This is a genomic window from Cupriavidus sp. F041, from assembly GCF_057814235.1.
In genome coordinates, this window is record NZ_JBVASY010000001.1 from 354,174 (window position 1) to 370,136 (window position 15,963).

General features: G+C 66.7%; 19 protein-coding genes. 4 read left to right on the plus strand and 15 right to left on the minus strand.

What is annotated here, in order from left to right; all coding sequences use genetic code 11:
• The first annotated feature begins 11 nt into the window (after positions 1 to 11).
• Together ACZY0R_RS01600 and ACZY0R_RS01605 are read left to right on the plus strand one after the other, a co-directional pair.
• Positions 12 to 488: a cupredoxin domain-containing protein gene (locus ACZY0R_RS01600; RefSeq protein ID WP_488859469.1), complete on the plus strand. Its 477-nt coding sequence runs from the start codon at positions 12 to 14 to the stop codon at positions 486 to 488.
• Positions 489 to 530: 42 nt separating this feature from the next.
• On the plus strand, positions 531 to 917 hold the full coding sequence (locus tag ACZY0R_RS01605) for a copper-binding protein (RefSeq protein ID WP_488856830.1): 387 nt from the start codon (positions 531 to 533) through the stop codon (positions 915 to 917).
• Between the two features lie 43 nt (positions 918 to 960).
• On the opposite strand, the gene ACZY0R_RS01610 is transcribed toward ACZY0R_RS01605, so the two are convergent.
• The 12 genes from ACZY0R_RS01610 to ACZY0R_RS01665 form a co-directional block, all read right to left on the minus strand.
• A complete protein-coding gene (locus tag ACZY0R_RS01610; protein WP_488856831.1) occupies positions 961 to 1,278 on the minus strand; it encodes an H-NS family nucleoid-associated regulatory protein in 318 nt (105 codons plus the stop codon).
• Positions 1,279 to 1,438: 160 nt separating this feature from the next.
• Positions 1,439 to 1,837, minus strand: coding sequence for a DUF350 domain-containing protein (locus ACZY0R_RS01615; RefSeq protein WP_045241058.1), 399 nt, complete (start codon positions 1,835 to 1,837; stop codon positions 1,439 to 1,441).
• Positions 1,838 to 1,941: 104 nt separating this feature from the next.
• Positions 1,942 to 2,697 (minus strand): hypothetical protein, encoded by a 756-nt coding sequence (locus ACZY0R_RS01620; protein ID WP_488856832.1) that lies wholly within the window; start codon positions 2,695 to 2,697, stop codon positions 1,942 to 1,944.
• 20 nt (positions 2,698 to 2,717) lie between these two features.
• Complete coding sequence (locus ACZY0R_RS01625) at positions 2,718 to 3,890, minus strand: glutathionylspermidine synthase family protein (protein WP_488856833.1); 1,173 nt, start codon at positions 3,888 to 3,890, stop codon at positions 2,718 to 2,720.
• Positions 3,887 to 5,293, minus strand: a complete 1,407-nt coding sequence (locus ACZY0R_RS01630; RefSeq protein WP_488856834.1) for a saccharopine dehydrogenase C-terminal domain-containing protein — start codon at positions 5,291 to 5,293, stop codon at positions 3,887 to 3,889. Before ACZY0R_RS01630 ends, ACZY0R_RS01625 begins: the two co-directional genes overlap by 4 nt.
• A gap of 137 nt (positions 5,294 to 5,430) precedes the next feature.
• Positions 5,431 to 6,393: a phosphatidate cytidylyltransferase gene (locus tag ACZY0R_RS01635; protein WP_488856835.1), complete on the minus strand. Its 963-nt coding sequence runs from the start codon at positions 6,391 to 6,393 to the stop codon at positions 5,431 to 5,433.
• 6 nt (positions 6,394 to 6,399) lie between these two features.
• Positions 6,400 to 7,026: a lysophospholipid acyltransferase family protein gene (locus ACZY0R_RS01640; protein WP_488856836.1), complete on the minus strand. Its 627-nt coding sequence runs from the start codon at positions 7,024 to 7,026 to the stop codon at positions 6,400 to 6,402.
• Positions 7,027 to 7,032: 6 nt separating this feature from the next.
• A complete protein-coding gene (locus ACZY0R_RS01645; RefSeq protein WP_488856837.1) occupies positions 7,033 to 7,503 on the minus strand; it encodes a hypothetical protein in 471 nt (156 codons plus the stop codon).
• A 19-nt stretch (positions 7,504 to 7,522) separates the two neighbouring features.
• Positions 7,523 to 8,899, minus strand: coding sequence for a phosphatase PAP2/dual specificity phosphatase family protein (locus ACZY0R_RS01650; protein ID WP_488859470.1), 1,377 nt, complete (start codon positions 8,897 to 8,899; stop codon positions 7,523 to 7,525).
• Entirely contained in the window at positions 8,899 to 10,680 is a 1,782-nt protein-coding gene (locus ACZY0R_RS01655) for a bifunctional alpha/beta hydrolase/class I SAM-dependent methyltransferase (protein ID WP_488856838.1), read from the minus strand. The genes ACZY0R_RS01650 and ACZY0R_RS01655 overlap by 1 nt, the downstream gene beginning before the upstream one ends.
• Before the next feature lie 30 nt (positions 10,681 to 10,710).
• Positions 10,711 to 11,352: a CDP-alcohol phosphatidyltransferase family protein gene (locus ACZY0R_RS01660; RefSeq protein WP_488856839.1), complete on the minus strand. Its 642-nt coding sequence runs from the start codon at positions 11,350 to 11,352 to the stop codon at positions 10,711 to 10,713.
• Positions 11,353 to 11,535: 183 nt separating this feature from the next.
• On the minus strand, positions 11,536 to 11,769 hold the full coding sequence (locus tag ACZY0R_RS01665) for a hypothetical protein (RefSeq protein ID WP_488856840.1): 234 nt from the start codon (positions 11,767 to 11,769) through the stop codon (positions 11,536 to 11,538).
• A 108-nt stretch (positions 11,770 to 11,877) separates the two neighbouring features.
• Between ACZY0R_RS01665 and ACZY0R_RS01670 the strand changes: the two genes are divergently transcribed.
• On the plus strand, positions 11,878 to 12,144 hold the full coding sequence (locus tag ACZY0R_RS01670; RefSeq protein WP_488856841.1) for a copper resistance protein CopQ: 267 nt from the start codon (positions 11,878 to 11,880) through the stop codon (positions 12,142 to 12,144).
• Between the two features lie 23 nt (positions 12,145 to 12,167).
• On the opposite strand, the gene ACZY0R_RS01675 is transcribed toward ACZY0R_RS01670, so the two are convergent.
• Both ACZY0R_RS01675 and ACZY0R_RS01680 read right to left on the minus strand, forming a co-directional pair.
• Positions 12,168 to 13,010: a beta-keto acid cleavage family enzyme gene (locus ACZY0R_RS01675; protein ID WP_488856842.1), complete on the minus strand. Its 843-nt coding sequence runs from the start codon at positions 13,008 to 13,010 to the stop codon at positions 12,168 to 12,170.
• Between the two features lie 62 nt (positions 13,011 to 13,072).
• Positions 13,073 to 14,047: a 3-hydroxyacyl-CoA dehydrogenase family protein gene (locus ACZY0R_RS01680; RefSeq protein WP_488856843.1), complete on the minus strand. Its 975-nt coding sequence runs from the start codon at positions 14,045 to 14,047 to the stop codon at positions 13,073 to 13,075.
• A gap of 196 nt (positions 14,048 to 14,243) precedes the next feature.
• Here ACZY0R_RS01680 and ACZY0R_RS01685 point away from each other — a divergent pair, with 196 nt between their 5' ends.
• Positions 14,244 to 15,170 carry a LysR family transcriptional regulator gene (locus tag ACZY0R_RS01685; RefSeq protein WP_488856844.1) on the plus strand — a complete coding sequence of 309 codons (927 nt, stop codon included), beginning with the start codon at positions 14,244 to 14,246 and terminating at the stop codon, positions 15,168 to 15,170.
• A gap of 57 nt (positions 15,171 to 15,227) precedes the next feature.
• Here the strand turns inward: ACZY0R_RS01685 and ACZY0R_RS01690 are convergent, their stop codons facing one another.
• Positions 15,228 to 15,953 carry a GntR family transcriptional regulator gene (locus tag ACZY0R_RS01690; RefSeq protein ID WP_488856845.1) on the minus strand — a complete coding sequence of 242 codons (726 nt, stop codon included), beginning with the start codon at positions 15,951 to 15,953 and terminating at the stop codon, positions 15,228 to 15,230.
• Positions 15,954 to 15,963 lie beyond the last annotated feature (10 nt).

Sequence of the window (15,963 nt, forward strand, 5' to 3'; positions counted from 1 at the left end):
AGATGCGCAAAATGCAATCCCGTGCCGCGGCCGCCGCCAGCGCCCTGTCCCTCGCGCTTGTGTGCGCCAGCGCCCTCGCCGCGGGCAACCACGGCAGCCATCATGGCGATGGCCCCAGCGCCATCGGCGAGCCTGGCGATGCTGCCAGCGTGAGCCGCACCATCAAGGTCGACATGACCGACAACATGCGCTTCAGCCCGTCGGACATCACCGTGCAGGCCGGCGAAACCATCCGCTTCGTCGTCCGCAACGCCGGCAAGCTACGGCACGAGATGGTGCTCGGCAGCGAGGCCGACCTGCAAGCCCACTATGCCGACATGCTGAAAATGCCCGAGATGGAACACGCCGACCCCAACGCCGTCACGCTGGAAGCCGGACAGAGCGGAGAAATGCTGTGGCGTTTCACGCGCGGCGGCCACGTCGCCTTTGGCTGCCTGCTGCCCGGCCACTATGACGCCGGCATGCGGGGACAGGTCCGCGTGCGCTAAAGATCCATGTATCGAATACCAAGTAATCAGAAAGGCATCCACATGAAAATCCACAAGATCCTGCTCGCGCTGCTGCCCCTGCTGGCGGCCGCCACCATCCTGCCGGCCCGCGCCGCCACCGATACTGGCAATAACGTCAATCCCGCGGACACCGGGAATGCCGCCGGGGCGCCCGGCGCGGTCCAGGCGGAGGCAGCGCCCATGACCGATGGCGAAATCCGCAAGGTGGATGCGGCTGCCGGCAAACTCACCATCCGGCATGGCCCTATCGCCAACCTGGATATGGGTGCCATGACCATGATCTTCCGTGTGCAAGACCCCGCCCTGCTGGGGCAGGTCAAGGAGGGCGACCGGGTGAAGTTCATCGTGGTCCGCGCCAACGGCGTGCTGACGATAACCACGCTTGCGGTGCAGCCTCCGGCGCAGTGAGGCGCACCCGGCGGGCTTGAAGCGCGGGGGATGCCCGGAGGTGTTATCCGACGCGGAAAAAGTCGATCGTCTGTCCGGCATTGACCGCGCGCTGCAGCCATTCCGGGCGCTCGCCGGTTCCATCCCAGCTCTGCCCCATGGCATTGCGGTACAGCGGCCGCGCGGGATTTTCCGCCTCTGCTGCCTGCGCGGGAGCCGGTGCGGGAACGGCAAGTGTCGCCGCCGGTATCACCGGGGCAGGCGCCGGGGGTGCGGCAAAACAGCCCGCTTCAAGTAAATCGTCGAGCGTGAGGCCGTGGAGGTCCATCTGCTCACGGACCCACGTCGCCGCGGCTATTTTGGCTTCATCAGACTCTGACATGACTTTCGTAATTGACTTTCCCGGCGGCGGATGGCCGGCATAGCGGAGGAAGGGGGATCGCCAGGCAGATCGAGCCGCCTGTAGGGTACGATTTTACAGGGTCTTGCGCCCATGCTGGCACAGACATTTCCCAAGCGGTATCCCCATCGCCGCCATGCTCCTACGCCAGGCAGGCTGCATTGACGATGCCCGCGGAAAGCGACACTACGCCCATCAGCGCGCCCATGCCGCGGTTATCCGCGGTAATTTGTTCGCTGACGCCGTGCAGCGCCCGCGCCACAAGCACATAGGCCAGCACCTGCACCACGAAGGCACCGAACCCCCAAAGCACAAACATCGAGAAGGCGGCATTGTGCTGGATGCTGGCCGACAACGTCAGAGAAAACCCCAATACCGCGCCGCCCAGCGATAAGGCCGCCGCCACATTCCCCTGGCGGATCAACTCGAACTCACGGTGCGGCGTAATGCGCGTATACACCAACAGGAACAATCCCAGCATGGCGAAACTGGCGAGAATATAAATCAGGTAGGCGTAAACCGGCTGCAGCGGGAATGTCATTTGGACTCCTGGTTATTTCGTACCGGCCGCTTGGATCGGATACAGCATGCCGGATAGGTCAAATCGTCTGCCAAGCAAGAAATGGAATCGCGCGGTGCGCCGCCTCAACCGCCACCTGAGCGGCCGGACCCGCCAAAGCGGCTGGTAAAGCCGCCGCGCGAGGATACCGGCGCCCGGCTGACCGCGGCCGATCGCATCGAGATACCGCCGGTCACACCGCGCCCGAGGCTGCTCCGGCGCAGCGTGCCCTCCTCCACCATGGTCGCATGCGGCGTGCCAGGCGCCTCGGCGATACGGGAGAGGCTGCCGTTACTGTCGTAGACACCCATCGGACGCGCGGCGCCGCCCGACATATCGCGCCGGGTCTGCGTGCCGTCGGGATGGTAGACCGTACCCGACTGGGTGTAGTACGGCCCGTACCGGCGGGCCACGGTGCCGCCGTAATATCCACCATGATAGCCACCGCCATGGCCGCCGCTGCTCCCGCTCGCACTGCTGGCATTGCTGCCAGCCGGATCCGCGAGGCTGGAGGCGTAGATGTCGTCAACCGGCACGCTCTCGCAATCCTCGGGTGCGTTCCAGTCGGCTTCGCAGTCGGCCTGCGATGCGTAGCTGGCGCGCCGCACGGTCACGGCTTCATCGTCGCCGTCGTCGCTGCATGAGTCGATGGCCGCCACGCCTGCAGCCAGCGCGCAGGCGCCGATCAGCCACAGGGCCGGCGAGCGGGATTTGCGCTGGGCGCGCGGGACGGACGCAGCCTGGCCGGGCCATGCCGACCGGCTGGAGCCGCTTGCCCGCGGCTGGTACGGGCTGCCATATTTTGACGGCTGGCCGCCCTTCTTGCCTTTCTTCCTGGCCATTGCTCTGTCTTTCTCCAGGCTTATGATTGCTGAAAATAATGCGGGACGAAGAAGCTGGTGTTCTTCGCGATTGGACCCAGTTCCTCACGTACGCACAGGCCGGCGGGCACGTCATCCACAAGCCATACACCGAGCGTGGTGTAACGTTCGTCAAAGCGCTGCGCGGGCGCGTAGGCCTGGTACATGAAGCCATCCTCGCCGTACTCGCCGGGATTCTCGAAGCGGCCCTGCGGCGTCACCAGCGACACGTTTTCGCCCTCACGCGACAGGAAGGGCTTCCTCGCGTATGAGCGCCCGGCAAAGATGCCTTCGCTGAACGAAGCCTCCAGCAAATTGGGATGGCCGGGGAACAAGTCCCACAGGATCGGCAGGATGGCCTTGTTGGATAGCACGGCCTTCCATGGCGGCTCGACCCACCGCACCGCGCTGCCCGCCAGTTCGGCACGGTAATCGGAAGTGGCCATCCATTCCCACGGATAGAGCTTGAACACCAGTTCCATCGGCTGGTCGTCGCCGTCGAAGAACCCGCCGCGTCCATCGGAGCCAACCTCCGCCAGTTCGGTCATCTTGACCGACCAGCCCGCCTGCAGCGCCGTATCCATCAGGTACTCCACATTGCAGACATCTTCCTGGCTGTCATACATGCAGGCGAAGTGCAATACCGTGGCGTCGCGGTAATGGCGGCGCAGCCATTGCCAGCGCGACACGAGCGCTTCGTGCAGGCTGTTGAACTGGTCGGCATCCGGCCGCACGGCCTCCTTCCAGAACCACTGCGCCAGGCTCGACTCGATCAGCGAGGTTGGCGTATCGGCGTTGAACTCGTACATCTTGGGCACGCCGAGCGCATCCATGGTCATGTCGAAGCGGCCAAACAGCGTCGGCTCGTCGCGATCCCAGGAGGTGCGGATCAGCTCCGCGAAATCCGGGGCAATGGCGTGCCGCGCAAACAGGTCGTGATCGATCACGTGCTGCACGGCCTCCAGGCAGCGCTGGTTCAGGTCCAGCGCCGCGGCATACAGCGCCTCGATCTCCCGTGCCTCAAACTCATAGGCAACATCCTCGCGCCAGTAGAAGAAGGTATTGCGGTCTACCTGGCGCGGCAGGTTCTGTTCGTCGAGCGAGTGGAAATGAAAGCCGATGCGCTCAAGCTGCTGCGGCCAGTCGGCGCGCGGGGTCTGTGGAACACGTTTCATGGCAAGGCAATTTCCGCGGCCAGAGGCGTGGGCGCGGCAAGGAGGAATTCGTCGAAGGCCAGCGTGCGGCGGCCCGGCATGGGCGTCCAGTCGGTAAAGCGGGTAACCAGCGGCGCCCACCACCCGGCGGCATGCTCGAGCACCGCCTGGTGATCCATGGCATCGGACTCGGTCACGCCACGCGCCGGATTGGCCTGCGCCCAGCGCATCGCGGCGACGATGCTGGAAGCCACCTGCAGGCTGGTGGCGGAGTTGTGCGGCGCCAGTGCGCGGGCCCGCTGTATGTCGAGTTGCGAACCGTGCCACACCGCGCCGTAACGTCCGCTCATCAGCAGCACGCCGAGTTCGTCCACGCCATCCGTGATCTCTGCCTTGAGGATACGGTGGCTGGCAATGCGGCCTGCGTCGCGCTCGCCCAGCCACTGCATCGAAGCCAGCGTAGCCCGGGTGGGCCGATAGGCGTAGTAGGCGGTGGGCCGGTACGGCGGCTGCCCATACGCGGTACAACTGAGGTACTCGGCAATCGAGATCGACTCGTTGTGCGTGATCAGGTAGGCATCGAACGGCCCATGCAGCGCGGACCAGGAACGCACGCGCGTGCGATGGCCGGGCCGGTCCAGCACGATGGCCGCGCCGCTGCCGTAGCTGTGGCGCCTACCCTCCGGGGGCAGCGCGGGCTCATGGCTGCCCCACCCGAGTTCGGCGTCCTGCAGGCATTCGGTGACGAAGCCATCGGCCGACCAGGTGTTGGCGAACTCGCCGTGCGCGGGATAGCCCGGTGCGGACTGGCTGTCGTACTCGGCCACCTGGATCACGCGCACATCGAGCCGGCGCGCGAGCCCGGCCCAGCCGGCCCGATCCGCTGGCTGCGCGCCGGGCAACCCGGGGATGCCCGCGTGCCGCGCCAGTTTCAGCAAGGCGGCCTTGACCAGCAGGGAGACCAGGCCGGGGTTGGCGCCGTGCGCGACCAACGCGGTGGACATCCGCTCGCGGCCGTGGGCAAACGCCAGCATTTCGCTGCGCAAGGCGTAATTGCCAAGCGGGGAAGCGTGCGCACCGTCCTCGTAGTCCCAGGGCTCGATGCCGCTATCGAGGTAAAGCGACTGGTGCGCCTGCGCGAGCGCGATCAGGTCGCGGCTGCATACTGCAGGCGCCAGGTTGAGCAGGAAGGTTTGCGGCCCGAGCAACGGGCCCAGCAGCCGGGTGTGGCTACCGGGTGTGACGGTGGCATGCACTGGCGCCGCGCGGTATTGCGATGCGAGTGACAGCCGGTGCGCGTCCATCGCCCAGTCCACCACCGTGACGGCGGCCTCCGGGTAGGCATGGGCCAGCAATGGCAGGATGGCCTGGCCGATGCAGCCGAACCCGACAATAACGATTTGCTCGATGCGCTTGCTTGACATGATGATATGGCTGCCGGCCGGGCACCTCGGGTGCCGTACCGGTAAAGAGTCCGTACGCCTTCAAGGCGACGAACTGAATGGCGAAGTGAATGGATGAGACCGATGGGCAGGAACGGGGCGGCGCGCGGACGCTCCGCTCAGGGCACCCACCAGTAACGAGTGATGTGGAAGAAGATCGGCGCGGCGAACACCACGGAATCCAGCCGGTCCAGCATGCCGCCGTGGCCCTGGATCATGTGGCCCCAGTCCTTGATGTTGCGGTCGCGCTTGATGGCCGACATCACCAGTCCGCCAAGGAAGCCCATCAAGGCAATCACCAGCGCGATCAGGCCCGCTTTCCAGGGAGAGCCGTAGGGCGTGATCCACCACAGCGAGGCACCCAGCGCGGTGGCGCTGGCCACGCCGCCGATAAAGCCTTCCACGGTCTTCGACGGCGACAGCAGCGGCGCGATCTTGGTCTTGCCGAGCAGCTTTCCCCACACGTACTGCAACACGTCGCTGCCCTGCACCACGATCACCAGGAAGGCGATCAGCAACAGGTTGCGATCCTCGAAGCCGGGAATCGGCAAGGTCAGCAACGCAGGCACGTGCGAGACGCAGAACACGCAGATCATCACCGCCCACTGCACTCCCGCGCAGCGTTCGAGGAAGCGCGTGGTCTCCGCCGACAGCGCCGAGAGGATGGGCAGGATCAGGAAGGCGTAGACCGGGATAAAAATCGAAAACAGCCCATACCAGCCGATATACACCAGCACATACTGCAGCGGCAGGAAGACGAAGAAGGCGGCGACGATGGCGCGGTGATCGCCGCGCCGGGTGGTGGTGATGGTAATGAACTCGCGCAAGGCGAAGAACGACAACAGATAAAACAGCACGACAATGGCGGTCCGCCCCGCGGCGAACGCCACCCCGAGCACGCCGATCATCCACCACCACGCCGATACCCGGGCGGCCAGATTATCGATCACCGCGTGCGGGCCACCCCTGGCAATGCGCCAGCGCAGCAGCGCGGTCACGGTGGAGGCCAGCACAAGCACGCCCAGCACCCCACCGAACAGCAGCCAGGTCTCGTGCATCATGGTCAGGTGAGGAAGGTTCATAGATTCTCAGTCCAGCGCGGGCGCCAGCGACAACAGGCCTGCGCGGCAGCGCGCCAGGAAATCGTCTTTGGCTTCTTCCGCACCAAGGGTCAGCGGCTTGCCGAAGGTAACGGTGCACAACAGCGGCACCGGCACGAACTCGCCCTTGGGCATCACGCGGTTGAGGTTATCGATCCACACGGGCACGAACTCCACGTCCCGGCAAACGCACGCCAGGTGGTAGATGCCGCTCTTGAAGGGCAGGAGCCGCTCGTCGGTGGTATTGCGCGTGCCTTCGGGAAACAGGATCAGCGAGTCGCCGCGGCGCACGGCCTGCTCCATCAGCGCCACCGGGTCGCTGCCCGGGTCGCTGCGTGTGCGGTCGATCAGCAGCGCGTTGAACACATCCTTGCCGATGAAACGGCGCAAGCCCGATTTGTTCCAGTAGTCCGCGCCCGCCACCGGCCGCGTCAGCGGCCGCAGGTCCGGCGGCAGGCAGCCCCAGATCAGCACGAAATCGCCGTGGCTGCTGTGGTTGGCAAAGTAGATGCGCTGCACCGCGGCGGGCAGGCAGCCGTTCCAGCGGGCCTGCATGCCGGTCAGCAGGCGCGCAAACAGGATGATGGCGCGTGCCACCAGTTTGGAAAGCCACATCTTCCGTTATCTCAGCAGCAGTAGCAGCAAGGCCACCAGTAATTGGAGGGCAGCCAGCGCCCCCGCCCAGTGAAGGAAGCGCAATGCGCCGCGAGCGCGCTGCGCCAGGGACCGCCCGCCGGACCCGGGCCTGGCCCAGCCCAGCCGCACGAGCGCCTGGTCCAGCGAGCCCAGCATCTCGTCCGTGCCGGCGCTTTGCGACATATCGGCAAGCGCCGCGAACAGCCGGCGATCGATTGCCACCCGCGCCAGCAGCCACAACTGCACGGCGCCGAACAGGGCCGCCACGATGCCCAGCACCAGGTAGACCTGGCCCGCCGGCGACAAGGTGCCGGCCAGCAGCAGGTTGATCAGCGCAAGCACCAGCCCGGCCCAGAGCAGCCGTGCCGCGCCGTCGAGGCCACCCACCGCGGCGAGCGCCACCCAGCGCTGCGCGGCAACGCCGAGGGGCTCGTCATCATGCACCGGGACCGACATAGCCTGCTCCCCCTGAAGACTATGCAGCCGCCTGCCGGCGGCCGACGAATTGCGACAGCGCGGCCACGCTGTCCGGGCCCAGCACCACGGCCGGCCGGCCCTTGCGCAGCAGCGCCAGCGCCTGTCCGGCATCGTGCGCGCCGGCACGGCCTGCCAGCCAGGCGGCTGCCACCAGGGCGCTGCGCGAGTAGCCAAGCGCGCAGCATACAAGCACTTTGCGGCCGTCGCGATGCCATGCGTCGAGCACGGCCACCGCTTCATCCAGTTGCGCCTGCGTCGGCACGGTCAGGTCCAGCACCGGCACGCAACGATACAGCGTAGCGCTTGCCAGCCGCGGCAGCTCGGCGGTCAGGTCCAGCACGGCATCCGCCCCGAGCCGGCGCAGTTCGCCGCCGCCGGGAAAACGGCCGACCCAAAGCCCGGGCACGATCTCGCTGGCGCCGGACTGGCTGCGGGTCCACCAGCGCGAATTGGCAAGCGCCCCTAGCAGATAAGGCGCCAGCACCCAGTGCGCGGCCATCGGCATCGTGCCGTCGTGTCCCTTCTGGAACAGGCCAGGCACGCCTTGCCGGTAAATCGCCGCGACACAAGCCAGGGACAGGGCCAGCCAGCCCAGCAGCAGCGCCGCGAGCGCTGACACCGGCAACAGCGCCAAGGCAACCGCGCCTACGGCCAGGGCGCCGGCGGCGTAGCGCCCGGCAAGCTGCCGCGTGCGGGCGCGGGCGGCGGGCCCGCCAATCCACCGCCCCTGCCCAAACGGAAACAGGAAGACGCAGAACCAGCCCACCAGCCAGCCGGTAGGCACGTCGATGGCATGGTGCTGGTATGTAGTCAGCACCGACACGCCAATCAGGACGAACCAGCCGTGCAGCAGCCAGCGCCATCCGCCTCGCGCGTGGATGGCGTAAGCCACCCACAGGATCACCAGCAAGCTGATATGCAGCGACGGCGCCTGGTTGAACGGCTTGTCGAAGCCACCCAGCAGCGTGAACAGGTGACCGGGCAAGCCGTCAGCCTGCGGGCGGTCGAAGGCAAAGCGCAAGGGGAAGGCGATGAAACATGCCACCGAGATCACTTGCGCCGCCAGCAAGCGCCTGGCGTGCACGAGCAGTTCGGCACGCGTGCGCCACAGGAAGAACGACAAGCCGTAGAGCAGGTCGATCGACCAGTACGGCACGATGCTCCAGGGCACAAAGGGTATGCGCCGCTCCCATTCAAAGTAAAAGAACGGGACTTCGGCGCGCTGGCTCGCCAGCCAGTTGGCCAGGCCATACGAGGAAAAGAACAAAGCCCCCATGCCGGCCAGCAGGACCAGCGCCAGGCCCCATGGACGAGCCTCGGCGGGCGCCACACCAGCTCCCCCTCCCGCCCTGTCCTCGCCCTGCTGGCGCAGCATCATGCCGTCCTGCGCGCCAGGCTGACCGTGAAGATACCCCACGGATCGATACGCTGCGCAACCTTCTCGAAACCAGCCTGCCGGACAAGTTCGTCCATCTCCGCCTGCGAGCGGCGCCGCATCACCCAGGCAGAGCCGGCACGGTGGCTGGTGAGCGCACGCGCGATGAATTCCAGCTGCGGGTGCCAGGGCTGGCCGGTATAGACCAGATAGCCGCCGGGAGGCACCGCACGCGACAGTCCACCCAGCGAACGCGCCACCATGGCGTTGTCGCCGAACAGTTCATAGAGGCCGGAGACGATGGCCAGCGTGGGAGCCGGGTCGAGCGCCGCGAGATCGTCGCCGTCGAAGGCGTCGCCCTTCTCGAAGCGGGCGATATCGGAGAGCCCCTTGCTGCGGATCAGCGCGCGCCCCTGCCTGACATTGATATCGCTGTAGTCGCGCAGCAGAATGCTTTGCACCTGTTGCGCGGCAGTGCCATTGAAGCCCTTGGCGGCCAGCGCCTCCAGCACGTAGCGGCCATGGCCCGCAGCGATATCGACGATGCGCACCGGCACGCCAGCGGCGCTCAGGCTGCCGATGGCCATGCCCAGCAGCTCTTCGATATTCACCTTGCGCTGGCGAATCCCCCGCCAGCCGATGGCGTCCAGGTAGTTGCGGTCGATCACCGGACCGACGCCAAACCGCCCTTGCGCCTGATTGCAGTAAACGTAATCCAGCGTGGAGCCCGAATCGAACCCGGTCTGGTGCCCGAGCCGCACGCCGTCGGACAGCATGCCGCCGACCTTCAGGCCAGCCCGCGTCAAGGCCCAGTAGATGCCAGCCGGGCTGGCCGGGGACAGCGCTTGTGCCAGCCGGTCTGACTCGTCCTTGAAAGCGCCAATGCGGTCGGCGTTGAGCAGCGTGACAGGCGGCGATGGCGATTCGAACTCGCGCACGATAAAGCGCCGCGCCGCCGCCACAGCCTGCGCGCGATCGCGCTCGCCAAGGGTGTCGTGGTAGAAGCCGTCCAGCACGATGCGCTCCTTGACGCTGGAACCCAGGCGCTCGTAAAACGCGTCCTGCGGGGCGCGGTGCACCACCCAGTCGGCGCCGGAGATCAGCAATTGCGTGGGCACCGTGATGGCGGCCGCATCGGCCACGATGCGATCGGCCGTCTCGTAGAGATCCAGCAGGATATTGACGGCGATCGGACGCGTAATCAGCGGATCTTGCTGGTAACTGGCAATGCGTTCCGGGTCGTGCGTCAGGAACTTCGCCTTGACGTAGCTGTTGACGAAGAACTTGCCACGCAGCTTGTGCATGAGCTTCAGGCCTGGCCGAGCGAACGGCACGTAAAGCTTGACCTTGAACGCCGGCGAGGCAAGCACCAGGCAGCGAATCCGCGGCGCATAGTCATGCACCCAGGTGGAAGCCAGTACCGCGCCCACGCTCTGGGCTACCACCGCGATGCGTTCCACCGGGATGCCATGGACCGCCGCGATATGGTCGACAAAGGTCTGGATATCGCGCACGGACGTGGCCAGGCTGGGGCTATAGCCGCGCTCGCCGGGCGAGCGTCCATGGCCGCGCGCGTCCCAGGCGAAGAATGCGTGGCCGGGCAAGTCCAGTTCGTCCACCAGGTGGGCGATCCGGCCCGAATGCTCGTGCCCGCGGTGGAACAGCACGACGGCGCCCTGCGGTGCATTGTCCGCGGTTGGCCAATGCCGGTAGAACAGCGACTGGCCATCGTGTGTTTCGAACTGCGCCTCGACGGGGGTACGGCTGGTTTGACTATCCACGTAGTATCACTCCACGGGTTGGGAAGAGGATCAGGCGTGCGGTGCCGCCTGTGCACGTGCCTGGCGTAGCTGTTCCGCCTCGGCCACGCCGCGGCGGACCCGGTTGGCGATGGTAAGCAGCGACAGCAGCGACAACAGTACCCACAACCAGTGCGCGGCGTATGCGAGGCTCAGGCCGAGCCCGACCCACAAGCCCAGCGCGCCCAGCACCAGGGCCCGGTCGCTCTTGCCAAGCGGGCCGTCATAGCGCCGGCTGGCGCCGGCCAGCGGCCCGATCAGGCCAGCACACTCGACGATCACGGCCAGGACGGCAAAGACCATGACCTCCCCCGCGCCGAAAGGCGAAACCAGGGCGAATGGCAGGATCAGCGCAAGATCGGAGACGATGTCGCCCAGTTCGTTGAGATAGGCGCCCAGCACGCTTTGCTGGTCATGTTCGCGCGCCAGCATGCCGTCGACGGCGTTAAGGGCCATGCGCACGAACAGCCAGACTGGCATCAGCAGGAAGACAGCGGGCAGCCAGGCCAGCGCGGCCACCAGGGCGCCAACGACCAATGAGCCCGCGGCGGCGGCAAGCGTCACCTGGTTGGCGGTCACGCCGCGCGCGGCGAGGCGCTTCACCAACGGTCGCAGAAGTGCCTGGAATTTCGGTTTGATCTGGTAAAGCGTCATGTTCCATGGCCGTTGAGGCCTTATGTTATTAGCGGCCATGGTGCCTGTACCCACGGCAACCGGCCATGTCAGTTCCCTGCCCCAGCCTCCCGGCTGCCTCCTTGGCGCCCGTCAGGTGTGCTGCGTTCCCGACAATCGGCAAGCATAGCCGGATATTGTGCGCTTACGTCATTTTTTAAGAATTTATGAGATTTTTGACACATTCAAGACACGTTTGACAGGCTGCGGCAGCGCGCTGCGTTGCTTTACATGATTGGAGATGCGGCGCGATTTCGCAATATTTTGGATGTCCTGGTGGGCATTGCGCGAAATTGCTCGAATTTGGAGAAATCGGAAGGCCAGGCCAGCAACCGCACGGCATAGCACGGGCAGTGGTTGGGAATCTGGCTGCCCGGCCAGGCGGTCGGCGCGATGCATGACAGCATTGTCATGTGCCAGTCATGTTGCCGTGGGTGCGTGCTTTTTAGACTGTCGGCACGGTCGATCCATGCCGGTCGCCGCCCCTTGAATCCTCGGAGAAAAAGAATGCGTACTCTCAAGCAAGCCCTGCTGGCCACTGCCATTGCCACAACGCTGGCCGGCGCCGCCGGCCTCGCCAGCGCCGCCTCGCGCAGTGTCGACCCGTACCTCGACGGTGCCGCCACCGGCCAGGCCCGGGATATCTATACGCAGAGCGCCAACAAGCTCGGTCCGCGCGACCCGTTCACCGACGGCGCGCACAACGGCGCGCGCGACCCCTTCACCGACGGCGCCCGCAACGGCACGCGCGACAAGTTCAGCGACGGCGCATGACCCCCCTCGCTGAACGCCGGGATTCAGCGGATCTCGCTGTAAATATGCCTGGCCTGCACGGCCGTGGCTAGCGGGCGGCCCAGCGTCCGCGCTCCCTCCGCCGCCTGCCCGACAAGCGCCGCGTTGCCTGGCGCGGTGCTGCCGTCGCGCAGCTTCAGGTTGTTCTCGAAGCCCACCCGCACGTGCCCGCCAAAGGCGGCGGCCGTGGTTACGCAGGCATTCTCCTCGCGCCCGAAGGCGCAGATCGCCCACGGCAGCGTGCCGTCGAAGGCCTGCAGGAACGGCAGCAGGTCGCGCGGTGACGAAACCTGCCCCGCCGAATACCGGCCCAGCACAAACAGCACCGACCATGCCCCCGGCGGCACCAGGCCGCGCGCGCGCAGCGCTTGCCAGCGCGCCACATCGGCCGCGTCGTACAGGATAATCTGCGCCATCACGCGCTCCCGCGCCAGCCAGCCCAGGAAATCGGCCAGTTCCGCCTCGGGGATATCTGGCACCGCGATTTCGCGCAGGCCGATGGAAACCGCCTCGGGACGGAGTTCGCGCACCATCGCGATCTGTTCCACAGCGCGGTAAATGCCGGCGGCTTCGCTGGTCACCTGCACCAGCAATTGATCGCCGACCTCCCGCTTCACGGCGGCAAGCGCTTCGCGATAGATCTGCGCATCCAGGGAGTGGCGCCCGTCGGGCTGGCGCACGTGCATGTGCATCATGGCCGCGCCGGCTTCGAGGCAAGCCCGCGCCTCGGCCGCCAGCGCCGCTGCGGTCATCGGCACGGCCTGGTGGTCGGCGGCGGTCTTGTAGGCGCCATTCGGCGCCACGGTAATGATCAGCGGCGAATCCGCCAGCAAGGTGTGTTCACTCATATTGCACTCGGTGTCGGTGTGTCCGGGGTCGCCCGGCAGGCCCCGGGCGGATACTGGAACCTTCAGGGTTGGATCTTGGGCAGTTCCGGCGCGATCAGGTCTAGACCCGCGCGCAGCAAGCGATCGTAACGCTCACGTTCGGCCGCGATGGTCCCGGGCGTCCACTGGTAAAACCCTTCGCCGCTCTTCATGCCGTGGCGGCCGTCCGCCGCGCGCTCGGTCAGGCACCGGGCCGGCACCGCCGAATTGTTGAAGGTGGGATACATGGTAGCGCCGGCCGCCGCGTGCACGTCGATGCCGGCATGGTCGCGCTGCATGACCGGCCCTGCGGCCAGGAAGCGGAAGCCAAAGCCGAAGCGCACCGCCGCGTCCACATCGTCGGGTGAAGCGATGCCGCGGTCGATCAGGTCGAAGGCTTCGCGCGACAAGGCGTGCTGCAGGCGGTTGGCGAGGAAACCGGGCAAGTCTTTCTTCACCTTGACCGGCACCATGCCGCAACGGCGCATGAAGGCGATCAGGGCGTCCGCGCCAGCCTCGGCACTGCCCTCTCCCAACACCACCTCCACCAGCGGAACCAGGTGCGCCGGCATGAAGAAATGCAAGCCGAACATGCGCTCGCGGGTGGGCAGGCCTTCGCCGATGGCGCTGATCGGAAAGCTGGAACTGTTGCTGGCGAGAATGGCGTCGGGGCGTGCGCGCTGCACGAGGTCGGCGAACAGGGCGCGCTTGATGTCGAGCCGTTCGGGGATGCATTCGATCACCAGGTCCACGGTGCTCCAGTCGACGGCTTCGAGCGATGGGGCCACGGTCAGCCCGGCCAGGCCGGCTTCGGCTGCCGGCCCGATGGCCGCGAGATTGGCGGCGACCTTTGCCGCCACCGCGGCAGCGCGCTGCGCCTCGGGCTCCACCACCGTGGTGCGGCAGTGCGCGCGGGCGAGCACCACGGCCACGTCGGCGCCCATGGTGCCGCCGCCCACCACCACGGCATGGGTGGCGCCGGGAGCGGTTAGAGAAAAGGTTACGGGGGCTTCGGCCATGGTGTTCCTTTGCACTGTCTGTAGGGCGTTGTTGGGGCGGCGTGACCACGCTTGCCATGCGAATATGGCTAAAGCTGCGCTTTGCCATGGATCATGGCGCCCCAGTCTGGCAGGATCGAGCGCCAGTGTAGACAAACCGCTTTGATTGATGAATCAGAATTTTTGGATAAAATGATCGGAAAACGAGATCAATTCCATGAAAATCAACCTGTCGATGCGCGATGTCGAGACCACGTTGGTGCTTGGCCGGACCCTTAACTTCCGCCAGGCCGCGGGGCAGTTGCACTTGTCGCAGTCGGCGCTTTCGACCCAGATCCTGCGCATCGAGGATTCCCTGGGCGTGCGGCTGTTCGACCGCACCACGCGCACGGTGCGGCTGACCGCGGCGGGCGAGGTCTTCATGCAGCAGGCGGCGATCCTGCAAGCGGCCTTCCGCGATGCCATCGATGCGGTCAGCGGCATTGCCAGCGCCGAACGCGGCCAGGTTGCCGTGGCCGCCCTGCCGTCGCTGGCCGCCCGTTTGCTGCCGCGCGTGCTGATGGCCTATCGCCGGGACCACCCCAAGGTCACGCTGAAGGTCTACGACACGCTCTCCGGCCCCGCTTTCGACCTGGTGCGCGCCGGCGAGGTGGATTTCGCGCTGACAGCAGCCGATCCGCAGCAGGCCGACCTGCACTACGACCCCATGATGTCGGACCGCTTCGTGCTGCTGATTCCCAGCGAGCACCCGTTGGCGCAGGGCAAGGGGCCGCTGCGGTGGGCCGACACCGTCAGCGCCGAACACGTTTCGATGACGCACCCCAGCAGCGTGCGCCAGTATGCCGAATGGGCTTTCCTGCAGAACCGGATCCGCTTCCAGCCGGTGTTCGAGGCCGAGCACCTCGCCACCATCGCGGCGATGGTGGAATGCGGCTTCGGCGTCGCCGCGCTGCCGGAGATCGCGGCCGGCACCGTGCGCCAGTCCGGCATCGTCGAGCGGCTGCTCACCGCGCCGGTGACGGAGCGCTCCATCGGGCTGGTGACAGCGCGCAACCGCAGCCTGTCGCCGGCGGCGGCGGCTCTGGTCGGCGTGTTGCGCACCCACCTGGCCCAGGCCGGCGGCGGCGTGCCCGCAGCCGTATGACCGAGGCGTGACGGCCACCTCGCCACGCGCGCCGGCCTGGTGGCACGCGAATAAATACTATGCCGGCCCGCCGGCGCGTTCACGCTCCGCCGCAAGGTAAGCATCGCGCGAAGGCAGCAGGTGATTGCGGCACAGCGCAATCAACGCCTCGCGCCGCCCTTCGCGCAAGGCTTCGATCATGGCCCAGTGCTCCTGCCGGGCGCGTTCCCGATAGCCCGCCGCCGCCAGCGAGCCAAAGCGGATCGGATGGGCGCGCCGCGCGTATTCCTCGATGGCCTGCCGCAGTACCGCGTTATCGACCAGGGCGAACAGCTCGCGATGAAAGCGCTGGTTGATGCGGAACACGGCGCGCGCGTCGCCGGCGGCCACGGCGGCGTCGTGTTCCTGCTGCACCGACACCAGCGCGTGCAGGCGCGCCGGCGGCACCGGCAGCGCGATCAGGCTGGCGGCATGCGCTTCCAGCACCTCCCGCAAGGCATACAGCTCCATCACCTCGCGCGCCGGAAAGGCCCGCACCACGGCGCCGACATTGCGCTTGCGCTCGACCACGCCCATGCCTTCCAGCGTGGCCAGCAACTGGCGCACCACATGGCGCTTCAGGCCAAAGCGCGCCATCAGGTCGTCCTCGACCAGCCGCTCGCGCGGACTCAGCAAGCCGAAGACGATGTCTTCCTCAAGGATGGCGGCGGCGGCCTGCAGGGCATCCGCACCGCTGCCGGGCGCATCGTCCTGGTTGCCCTGCGCAGCCTGCGCATGCGTACCTGCACGGGTTGGTCGATCCATGACAAGGCCC

Bases quoted from the DNA above. Each gene is read 5' to 3' on its own strand.
- ACZY0R_RS01600 (WP_488859469.1), top strand. From the start codon at position 12: ATGCAATCCCGTGCCGCGGCCGCCGCCAGCGCCCTGTCCCTCGCGCTT.
- ACZY0R_RS01605 (WP_488856830.1), top strand. From the start codon at position 531: ATGAAAATCCACAAGATCCTGCTCGCGCTGCTGCCCCTGCTGGCGGCC.
- ACZY0R_RS01610 (WP_488856831.1), bottom strand. From the start codon at position 1,278: ATGTCAGAGTCTGATGAAGCCAAAATAGCCGCGGCGACGTGGGTCCGT.
- ACZY0R_RS01615 (WP_045241058.1), bottom strand. From the start codon at position 1,837: ATGACATTCCCGCTGCAGCCGGTTTACGCCTACCTGATTTATATTCTC.
- ACZY0R_RS01620 (WP_488856832.1), bottom strand. From the start codon at position 2,697: ATGGCCAGGAAGAAAGGCAAGAAGGGCGGCCAGCCGTCAAAATATGGC.
- ACZY0R_RS01625 (WP_488856833.1), bottom strand. From the start codon at position 3,890: ATGAAACGTGTTCCACAGACCCCGCGCGCCGACTGGCCGCAGCAGCTT.
- ACZY0R_RS01630 (WP_488856834.1), bottom strand. From the start codon at position 5,293: ATGTCAAGCAAGCGCATCGAGCAAATCGTTATTGTCGGGTTCGGCTGC.
- ACZY0R_RS01635 (WP_488856835.1), bottom strand. From the start codon at position 6,393: ATGAACCTTCCTCACCTGACCATGATGCACGAGACCTGGCTGCTGTTC.
- ACZY0R_RS01640 (WP_488856836.1), bottom strand. From the start codon at position 7,026: ATGTGGCTTTCCAAACTGGTGGCACGCGCCATCATCCTGTTTGCGCGC.
- ACZY0R_RS01645 (WP_488856837.1), bottom strand. From the start codon at position 7,503: ATGTCGGTCCCGGTGCATGATGACGAGCCCCTCGGCGTTGCCGCGCAG.
- ACZY0R_RS01650 (WP_488859470.1), bottom strand. From the start codon at position 8,899: ATGCTGCGCCAGCAGGGCGAGGACAGGGCGGGAGGGGGAGCTGGTGTG.
- ACZY0R_RS01660 (WP_488856839.1), bottom strand. From the start codon at position 11,352: ATGACGCTTTACCAGATCAAACCGAAATTCCAGGCACTTCTGCGACCG.
- ACZY0R_RS01665 (WP_488856840.1), bottom strand. From the start codon at position 11,769: ATGCATCGCGCCGACCGCCTGGCCGGGCAGCCAGATTCCCAACCACTG.
- ACZY0R_RS01670 (WP_488856841.1), top strand. From the start codon at position 11,878: ATGCGTACTCTCAAGCAAGCCCTGCTGGCCACTGCCATTGCCACAACG.
- ACZY0R_RS01675 (WP_488856842.1), bottom strand. From the start codon at position 13,010: ATGAGTGAACACACCTTGCTGGCGGATTCGCCGCTGATCATTACCGTG.
- ACZY0R_RS01680 (WP_488856843.1), bottom strand. From the start codon at position 14,047: ATGGCCGAAGCCCCCGTAACCTTTTCTCTAACCGCTCCCGGCGCCACC.
- ACZY0R_RS01685 (WP_488856844.1), top strand. From the start codon at position 14,244: ATGAAAATCAACCTGTCGATGCGCGATGTCGAGACCACGTTGGTGCTT.
- ACZY0R_RS01690 (WP_488856845.1), bottom strand. From the start codon at position 15,953: ATGGATCGACCAACCCGTGCAGGTACGCATGCGCAGGCTGCGCAGGGC.